Annotated in this window: 8 protein-coding genes; 6 read left to right on the top strand and 2 right to left on the bottom strand. The window is 63.0% G+C overall.

Annotation, left to right across the window (positions count from 1 at the left end):
- Nucleotides 1–1236: pentapeptide repeat-containing protein (locus tag ACFYY1_RS42845; RefSeq protein WP_388595500.1), on the top strand; the 1236-nt coding region annotated here is incomplete at its 5' end.
- A gap of 311 nt (nt 1237–1547) precedes the next feature.
- On the opposite strand, the gene ACFYY1_RS42840 is transcribed toward ACFYY1_RS42845, so the two are convergent.
- Nucleotides 1548–2267 (bottom strand): IS6 family transposase, encoded by a 720-nt coding sequence (locus tag ACFYY1_RS42840; protein ID WP_388595498.1) that lies wholly within the window; start codon nt 2265–2267, stop codon nt 1548–1550.
- A 72-nt stretch (nt 2268–2339) separates the two neighbouring features.
- Nucleotides 2340–2936: a hypothetical protein gene (locus ACFYY1_RS42835; RefSeq protein ID WP_388595497.1), complete on the bottom strand. Its 597-nt coding sequence runs from the start codon at nt 2934–2936 to the stop codon at nt 2340–2342.
- 250 nt (nt 2937–3186) lie between these two features.
- Between ACFYY1_RS42835 and ACFYY1_RS42830 the strand changes: the two genes are divergently transcribed.
- From ACFYY1_RS42830 to ACFYY1_RS42810, 5 genes are all read left to right on the top strand, one after another.
- On the top strand, nt 3187–3531 hold the full coding sequence (locus ACFYY1_RS42830) for a hypothetical protein (RefSeq protein ID WP_388595495.1): 345 nt from the start codon (nt 3187–3189) through the stop codon (nt 3529–3531).
- A gap of 2 nt (nt 3532–3533) precedes the next feature.
- Nucleotides 3534–3863, top strand: coding sequence for a DUF6233 domain-containing protein (locus tag ACFYY1_RS42825; RefSeq protein ID WP_388595494.1), 330 nt, complete (start codon nt 3534–3536; stop codon nt 3861–3863).
- A gap of 56 nt (nt 3864–3919) precedes the next feature.
- Nucleotides 3920–4264: a hypothetical protein gene (locus tag ACFYY1_RS42820; protein ID WP_388595493.1), complete on the top strand. Its 345-nt coding sequence runs from the start codon at nt 3920–3922 to the stop codon at nt 4262–4264.
- 320 nt (nt 4265–4584) lie between these two features.
- A complete protein-coding gene (locus ACFYY1_RS42815) occupies nt 4585–6501 on the top strand; it encodes a hypothetical protein (protein WP_388595491.1) in 1917 nt (638 codons plus the stop codon).
- Nucleotides 6502–6826: 325 nt separating this feature from the next.
- On the top strand, nt 6827–7720 hold the full coding sequence (locus ACFYY1_RS42810; protein ID WP_388595490.1) for a hypothetical protein: 894 nt from the start codon (nt 6827–6829) through the stop codon (nt 7718–7720).
- Nucleotides 7721–7972 lie beyond the last annotated feature (252 nt).

Raw genomic sequence — 7972 nt, 5'->3', positions numbered from 1 at the left:
ACGTCGGGAGCGGCAGCCTTGGGCATACTCGGGGATCAGCCCACGAAGTCGTGCCAGGCATGCCGAGTCGAAAGATCCGCCGGACAGGCCCTAGGGCTCACGGCGGCCACCTTGCCTGGCCTGGCCGCAGTGTTGGCGCTGCTGTTCACCTGGAGGGAAGTACGGGTCGCCGAACAGGGACAGCTCACCAGCCGTTTCAACGACGCGATCACCAACCTGGGGTCGCAGTCGTTGGACGTGCGCTTCGGGGGGATCTACGCGCTGGAGCGCATCATGCAGGACTCACCTCGCGATCAGCCTAGGATCATCTCGGTCCTGTCGGCGTACATACGAAGCCACGCACCCGTACCAGCCGACGGCTTCGCGAAGGAGCCCAAGGACCTTGCGGTGACACTCAAACGCCGCCCGTCCACCGACGTGGCGGCCGTGATGAATGTGCTGGCCCACCGCCCACCTGGCCACGACGGAGGTGCGCAGCTCGACTGGAACCGAACGGACCTACGGGGCCTGACACTGTTCGCCTGGGACATCAAGGACATCGCGGAAATCCCCAAGGGCGGCGAACTTCCCAGCACACGTTCCTCGTTCAGCTACGCGGTCATGGAGGGTGCAGACCTGCGGCATGCAGTGCTCGCGGGAGTAGATCTGCGCAACGCGTTCGCCAGCGAGGCCAACATGAGCGGAGCGACATTCCTGCGCGCAAGCCTGACCCATTCCCAACTGTACGGAGCAGACCTGACCGGCGCGGCACTTGTTGAGACGGACCTGACCGGTGCAGACCTCAGCAGCGCGAACTTGCACGAGACCGAGCTGGGGCGAAGACCGGACGCGCCAGTCGGCACCGAATCGTCCAATCTCACCAATGCTGTTCTCTGGGACGCGGATCTCACAGGTGCAAGCCTTCACGGAACGAACCTGACCGGGGCGATCCTGGTTGATGCCAACCTGAAGGGCGCGTCCCTGCCCCGGGCGAAGCTGCACGGCGCGAAGCTCAGCGCAGCTGACAAGTCCCTACAATTCAAGATCACCTCTGGCCTCGTCACGGACAGCGCGAATCTGGCGAACGCCGACCTGAGCGGTGCCGACCTAACAGACGCAGACCTGCGCGGTGTGAACCTGACCGGAGCAAACCTCACCAACGCCGACCTGCGAGGGGCACGGCTGACCGGAGCCAAGCTCACCAGAGCCAAGACCCACGGGACGCGCGGATTACCACCCTCGACCTCCCCGGGCTGATATTGCAAACCGAGACAGATCACACCCCTCGATCGAAGCAAACGTCGCCGCTCAGAGGTCGTTTTCACCTTGGATGCCCGCTTATTAGCGGATCCTCAGCCAGGTGTTCACCGCGGCGATCACGGACCATGAGTGCCAGCCGACGGGCGTACTCGACCGTCGTCGCCAGCGCGGGATTCCGCTCGCACAGTTCGTCGAGATCCTTTCGTTCAACGTCTGTGAGGCGCTCGGGCCGGCGCTGTCACGTTGTTGGGTGTGTGAGTGCCTGACGGTGCGTGAGGGCGTGGCGGGGTCGGGTTTTGGGCCGGTACTCAGGCTGCGGCGGGCTGGCCGGCAGCGCCGGTGACCTGGTCCCAGATGGCGAAGCGGATGGTCATCTCGGCTCGGTAGCCGGGAGCGGTCATCAGGTGGCGACGGGGTCGGAAGTGCGGTGAGATGCCGCTGAACGCGGCCAGGAACCGCTGGGCTGCGCCGACGCTGCGGAAGCCTTTCATGGCGCGTTCGCGTTGCCGGGTCGGCTGGTGGCTGTTCTCCGCCCGGTTGTTCAGGCCCTTGTGGGAACGGTGCTCGACCGAGGGCATCAGCTCCCGGTGGGCGGTGCCGTAGGAGCGGAGCTTGTCGGTGACCATGACTCTGGGTACCCGCTGCTGCTTCTTCATGAGCTTGGCCAGGAACCGCTTGGCGGCCTTTGCGTTCCGCCTCGACTGGACCATGATGTCCAGGATGTTGCCGTCCTGGTCGACGGCCCGCCACAGATACTGCCGCACACCGTTGATCTTGACGAACACTTCGTCGAGATGCCACTTGTCGCCAGGCCGGGGCCGTCGGCGGCGCAGTCCGTTGGCGTAGGCCTGGCCGAACTTGGCGCACCAACGGCGCACGGTCTCGTGGGAGACGAGGACGCCGCGCTGGAGCATGAGCTCTTCGACCTCGCGGAACGACAGCGGGAAGCGGTGGTACAGCCACACGCAGTGGGAGATGATCTCGGCCGGGTACCGGTGCCCCTTGTACGACGGCGACGTTCTGTCCACGGACGCCCCCTCCCCGCATGACCAACCAGAAGATCATCCCACCTGGTCAGCCAACGTGACAGTCCCCGATGATTACATCCATGCGGCTGAGTGCGGATGCGCCAAGCCTTGTTGGGCCTGTGCAGTGAACTCCGCCAGGGATGCTCTGTACGAAGCCAGAGCATCCTCGAATTCCTGCCTTATGAGAGCTCGGCGATGCGGCGGTGACAGGCGCCCGGCGTTCCAGGCCGCGAGAGCTCGCCAAGTCGCGTCGTAAGCAAGCCGTACCGCCTCTGCCTTGTCTTCCTCGCCCGGCGGCACAGTGAGTTGATACGCGGTCTTCAGCATGATGACCTCTTCTGTCCGCTGCCTCAGCTCGCCCAGGGCTTCTTGAAGCTTTGCCTCGTCGGCGTCCACGAGATGCGGAGGTCTCTCGTGGTCATACTGACTCAGTCTCCATGTTGAGACGAACTGCAGAAGCGCCTTGTAGTACAGCCCTATGAGTGCCCCGCACGCGTCTCGGCGAGCCTGCCACTGCATGTCCAGTCGCTGCCCTGCGAGTTGCAGCCTGACTCCTTCGACTGTGCCTTTCGCCTGCGCTTTGCCGGCCAAGAAGCCGCCGACGGCACCCAGAACTGCACCCCCCGTCCCGATAACCGCACCGACCACCGTCGCCCACCCTGCATCCATAGGGCCGGATTCTTTCAGCAGTCATCCAGCGGTCGCCGAGTGCGAGCTGCATGATGGCGGGAGTGAGAGGGGCCACTGCTATGACCAGGCCATTTGCCCTGTACTCAAACTTCAGTGGCACGAACTCACGTCAGTCAAAGAGGGATGGCAACGCGCAAGCTTCGCTGGCACAGGACCCTATTGGCGCCCGTTTTGTACGGTTTCGGCGCGTCGTTCGCATCCGATATTCGAACAGACGTACGCTTGGGGCGTGCCGAAAACCTTCCCCTTCCCGCAAGACCTCCTCGAGGCCCAGGTCACCCTCCGCGAGACCCGTGCCGCGTACGAGGAGTACGCCAGGACCTTGCCGTGGTCGGCAGAGCCGATGCCCGGGTGGGAGGGAGACAAGCAGCTGCACTCCTCCTACCGGTCCCACAAGGAGGACTCTCCCGGGTACACGGAGGAGCAGGCCCCAGAGACTGTCCGCTTCAGGGCACGGCTGCTGGAGCTCAGCATCACCGTGTCCACGCACCCCTTCTGGGATTCCGTCGAAGCCGGCGACCGTGTCGAGGCCCGAATGGCGCTCAAGCACGCCCACGAGCCGGCCGAGGCGTAGCCATGTCCGGCGGCATATCCGACCTGGACAAGAACCGGACGCTGGAGCAGTTGCTGCAGTGGCAGCTGCGTCAGGTCCGGGGCCGGATCCGGGAACTGGAGATCAAGGAGCAGCAGGAGCGGCGGCGACGGGAGCAGGCGCACGCCGCGCTGCGGTGGAAGATCCAGCCACAGCGGTCGTCGTCGGCGGCGCTGGTGCACCGCGGGGACTGTGCCCTGTATCCGGCCGAGGGCGGATTCCTCACTCGCGAGGAAGCAATGATCGCTTTGGCGGAGCCGGACATCGAGGCATGCCAGATCTGCAAACCTGAGACGGGGCTCGTCGACGGGTAGGCCCGTACGGACCGCCCGACGCGCCTCGGCGGAGCCGGGCTCGCAGGATCGGTTCCGTGGAGTTCCCGACCAAGGTGGCACTGGCCCAAACCGTCCCGGTCCTGCCCCAGGGACCGGGCTGGTGGTACGAGCCCAAGCTCGACGGCCACCGGACCGTGCTGCGCCGTACCGATGAGACCGTCGTGCCGTACGCCCGGTTCGGCAGAGTCGTCACCCAGCACTGGACGGACCTGGCCGTCGCCGGCATGACACTGCGCCCCGGCACGGTCCTGGACGGCGTTATGCGACCTGCATGGGTGTCTCAGATGCTCGGTGTCTCAGGCGGCTGGTCCCCGGCGGGGCAACATCAGTGGCGAGCCGCCCTGGCGTCGGTGGAACCTCCGCGCAGATCAAGGTGTTGATCGTCGGCTAGATACGGAGTCCAGAAGGCGTCCTAATCGGGATGCTTGCACCAGGGCGTGGCGCCATTCACGAGCCGTGGTGCGTGGTGAGCAGTCGCGTCGCTGCGCCCCGGTCAGTGGCACGGCCGGGAGGAACATCTGGGTGTGCCATGTGAGATCGAGTGCGTCTGGCTTCCGCCAGCTTGGAAGGTGACCGGCACTCCATGCCTCCCAGCACCCCCAGGTGGAGTAAATGAGAACATTTGCACCGATTTCTATGGATATGCTCTGAGGAAACCCGCTGGTCAGAGCGGGACCACGTTCCCTCGAAGGAGGCTGTTGTGGCGGAGCCGATTACCAAGTTCGACCCGAATGGCAAGGCCGCGGTCCTCAGCTACAACGTTCCTGAGCCGACCTCTTACAGCGGGCGCAACATCATCGCCTTGGATGTGAGCAACCCCAAGGAGTGGTTCCTCGACTCTGCGTTCAAAGCCCCAGAACGCACACCAGCCCAGACGTTGCGACAGCTCACTGCCGTAGACGTAGCCGCCATGCTCCGTACGGGAGACCTCAAGACCTTCCCTGGGATCAAAGATCCAGCCGCCACCCATGCGGGGTTGTTTGCCTCCCACAGCGCCGTCGCAGGCAGCGCGGGCGCCCTGGATACGGCCACCACCAGCGTTCTGGCCAAAGCACTGCGCAATGCTGCAGTGGAACCGGATCTGGCGCCTCTTACTGAAACAGTGGATCCGGAGTCCCCTGCACCGCCTCCCCCCAATGGTCCAGCCCTGGAGAGCCTCGCAGATACACCTGGTACCACCCCTAGTGCGGTGACACACCTAGCCCAAGCGGTCCGTGGGTCCATCCTCTCCCGGGCTACGCTGGCTGATCACCGGGTGCGGCCGCAGATCACCGATCTCGACATCGCGCATGTCACCGAGATGTTGCACTCAGGCAAGCGGCTGAGTGTGCACCGCACACTGTGGGGGGAGTACACACACGCCTTCCTCTCAGACCCCTTCGGGGCGCCGGCAGCCGATGGGCTGCTACCTGAGGGGAAACCGCAGATCTCGCTGGTGGAGACGTACCGGCTGTCTACCTTCCTTGGACAGTACGGTGCTGGCCGGACTTTGAAGACCTTCACCCTGTTGCCGGGTGAGAAGACCACGATCAGCATCAAAACTTTCCGCAAGAGCGAGACCACGAGCAAGTCGGCCTCCAGCGTGCTCGACTCGTTCACTAAGGAAAGCGCCGACGACTTCGAGAACACCGTCCAGCAGGAGAACTCTGACAAAAAAGCGCAACAAAAAAGCCTTGAGTGGCACGTTGAGGCTGAGGCAGCTGGCTCCTGGGGATTTGCCAGCGCCAAGGTAAGCGGCGGTGTGAAAGGCACTTCCGCGTCTCAGCGTGAGCAGTTCTCCAAAAACGTGAGCACTGCGGTCAACAAGCACGCTTCCAAGGCTTCAGCAAAGCGTGATGTCCAAGTCAACACCTCCCATGAAGTGAAAGAGCAAAGCGGCGAAGAGACTTCGATCACCCGCCAGCTTGAGAACATCAATGTCGGACGAACTCTAAACTTCGTCTTCCGTCAGATGAATCAGGAGCACATCACCATCCTGCACTTGGTCGATATGCGCGTGGCCTTCTGGAACGGATACGGCGAATCGGTACAAGAGGTTCCGCTGTCCGGGCTGAATGACCTACTTGACACCTACGTAAAGCCCGACAAGAAGAACAGTATGCGCCAGATGGTCCTTGATCAGATGTCTGCGATCTTCGACTATGAGGACAAGCTGGTGGAGCCATCCATGGTGGAGACACGCCAGATCGGTTCGGGCGCATCCGCCGAAACCTATCTGCGGTGGCGGAAAAAGACCTCCACCTATCGTGACGAGACCGGAAATGAGATCACCGTTCCCGGAGTCATCGTCAACGTAGATAAAGTAGTTCTACGAACCGAAGGTGTCCTAGTTGACGCCCTCCTCGGTCAAGGCGATGCTCTCGACACCTACTCGGCAGGTCTCCAGACTCAGGCAGTCCGCGAGCGCACCCTCGACAACGACCGCGAAGTACTCGGCCAGAAACTCGTCACGGACAGCGAAACCCAGAAGGCCAAGATTTACCAGAGCCTGTTCGCCACCTCAGTCGGCCTCCCCGGCAAGATCTCCGTCTCCGCCTCAGACACCGGAACCACCGTCTCGAGCACCACCCCAAGCGCCACCCGGGCGACAGACGGTGCCGCACCTATGGGTACGTAGGGCAGCCACTGGGCACCAGACTGCGGCTCCCAACCCGGAAACGAGTAGAGGCTCTCAACTCCCGTTGGGCGCGGCAGCGCGACGACACTCGGGCTCGCCGCAACGGCCACTTTTGCGATGTCCCACGCCTGCGTAACGCCCGGGCCACGGTCGCTCAACATGACCGTATGCGCGAAAGCGGCCCTGCTGTAGTGCAGGACCTTGACAGAGGCCGCCACACAACCCAGTCGACCGAAGGGACTCCCATGATCACCACTGCCTTTGGCGGCCCTACCAGGGCAACGGCATGAGTACCCCTGTACCCGGCGGTTTCCGAGCACTCCCCATGGCGCCTCTGTTCGATTTCCGAGCCCTGCCGGCATCAGCGCTGAACAAGGGTGCTTCGGCTACCGGCTCGCCACCTGCCACGCGCGTTAAGCCGCAGGGCGCTGCATCAGACGATGAACTGAGCGCCTTCAGCGTCGACGAGGTCGCTCGCTGGTACAGGCGTTTGGCGCTGCATATTCAAAGCCGGCCAGGGCAGGCTGACTCACTGTCTGCCCTGATGATGCTCCACTGGCTCGACGGGAAAGGAAAACCACTCACTTTTCCCTCGACTAAACTTGAGAAATTTCCGCGCGTCAAGGATGAACTGAAGGAAGTCCGTGCAGTCTTCCTCACGGAAAAGAAGGCAAAATTGAAGGGGGGTGAAAAATGGGCTGGCATCCTTCCGAGAATCCAAAAGCTCTCCGGTTTCGACCCCTGGGATGGCACGAGCCCGGTCAGGATGACATACACCCCACCGTCAGTGGAGATCCCCCTTTCCGTGCAGGGAAAGGCAGCCATGGGCCTTGCGGATCCTGACGAGCTGGACCTACTCATGTCTCTTCACAGCTTCGGCCTGAACTCAGCGGTTATCGTCATGGTCACGCAAAAGCCCGGCACCCAGTTGTACAACGTAGAATTCGCCCACTGGGGTTCCATGGCCTTCGATCGGTACGACTGGGACCCGACCAAGCACATCACCGTGCCCAACCCCGACTTCGGAAACCCCAGTCGGCTGGATGCGCCGGTTGCGCCCCACAAAGCAACCATCACGGTCTACCACTCCAACGCCAAACGCGTAGAGGCTGCGGGGCTGGCCGATCCTTATGACGCCGCCTCCAAGGTCTGGGTCGTCAACGACCCAGACCTTGTCGGTGGGACGACCGAGGTCGATGCGAGCCGGAAGCTGAAGTGACGGGAAGTCTCCTCAGGAACTCCCTCTGGACCGTTGACGTTCAAGCAAACTGGGAGGGAGGGGCCGGACGACGAAGTTCAGCGCCTTCAATGTCGACGGCACGCTAATTCCGGCGGTGACTGCTCATACCGAGCGAGGTCCTCGTCACGCTGGTTCCCCTAAGAGCTGTCCCGTAAATGATCTTCAGTGAGCGAGGCTCGGTTCAGGCTTGTCGGGCGCTCTGCTTGTCAGCTGCGCCGCTTCAGGCCCGGG

Source organism: Streptomyces sp. NPDC001890, from assembly GCF_042891445.1.
GTDB lineage: Bacteria > Actinomycetota > Actinomycetes > Streptomycetales > Streptomycetaceae > Streptomyces.
The sequence above is the reverse complement of the archived record's forward strand: the minus strand, read 5'-3'. Positions and strand labels throughout refer to the sequence as shown.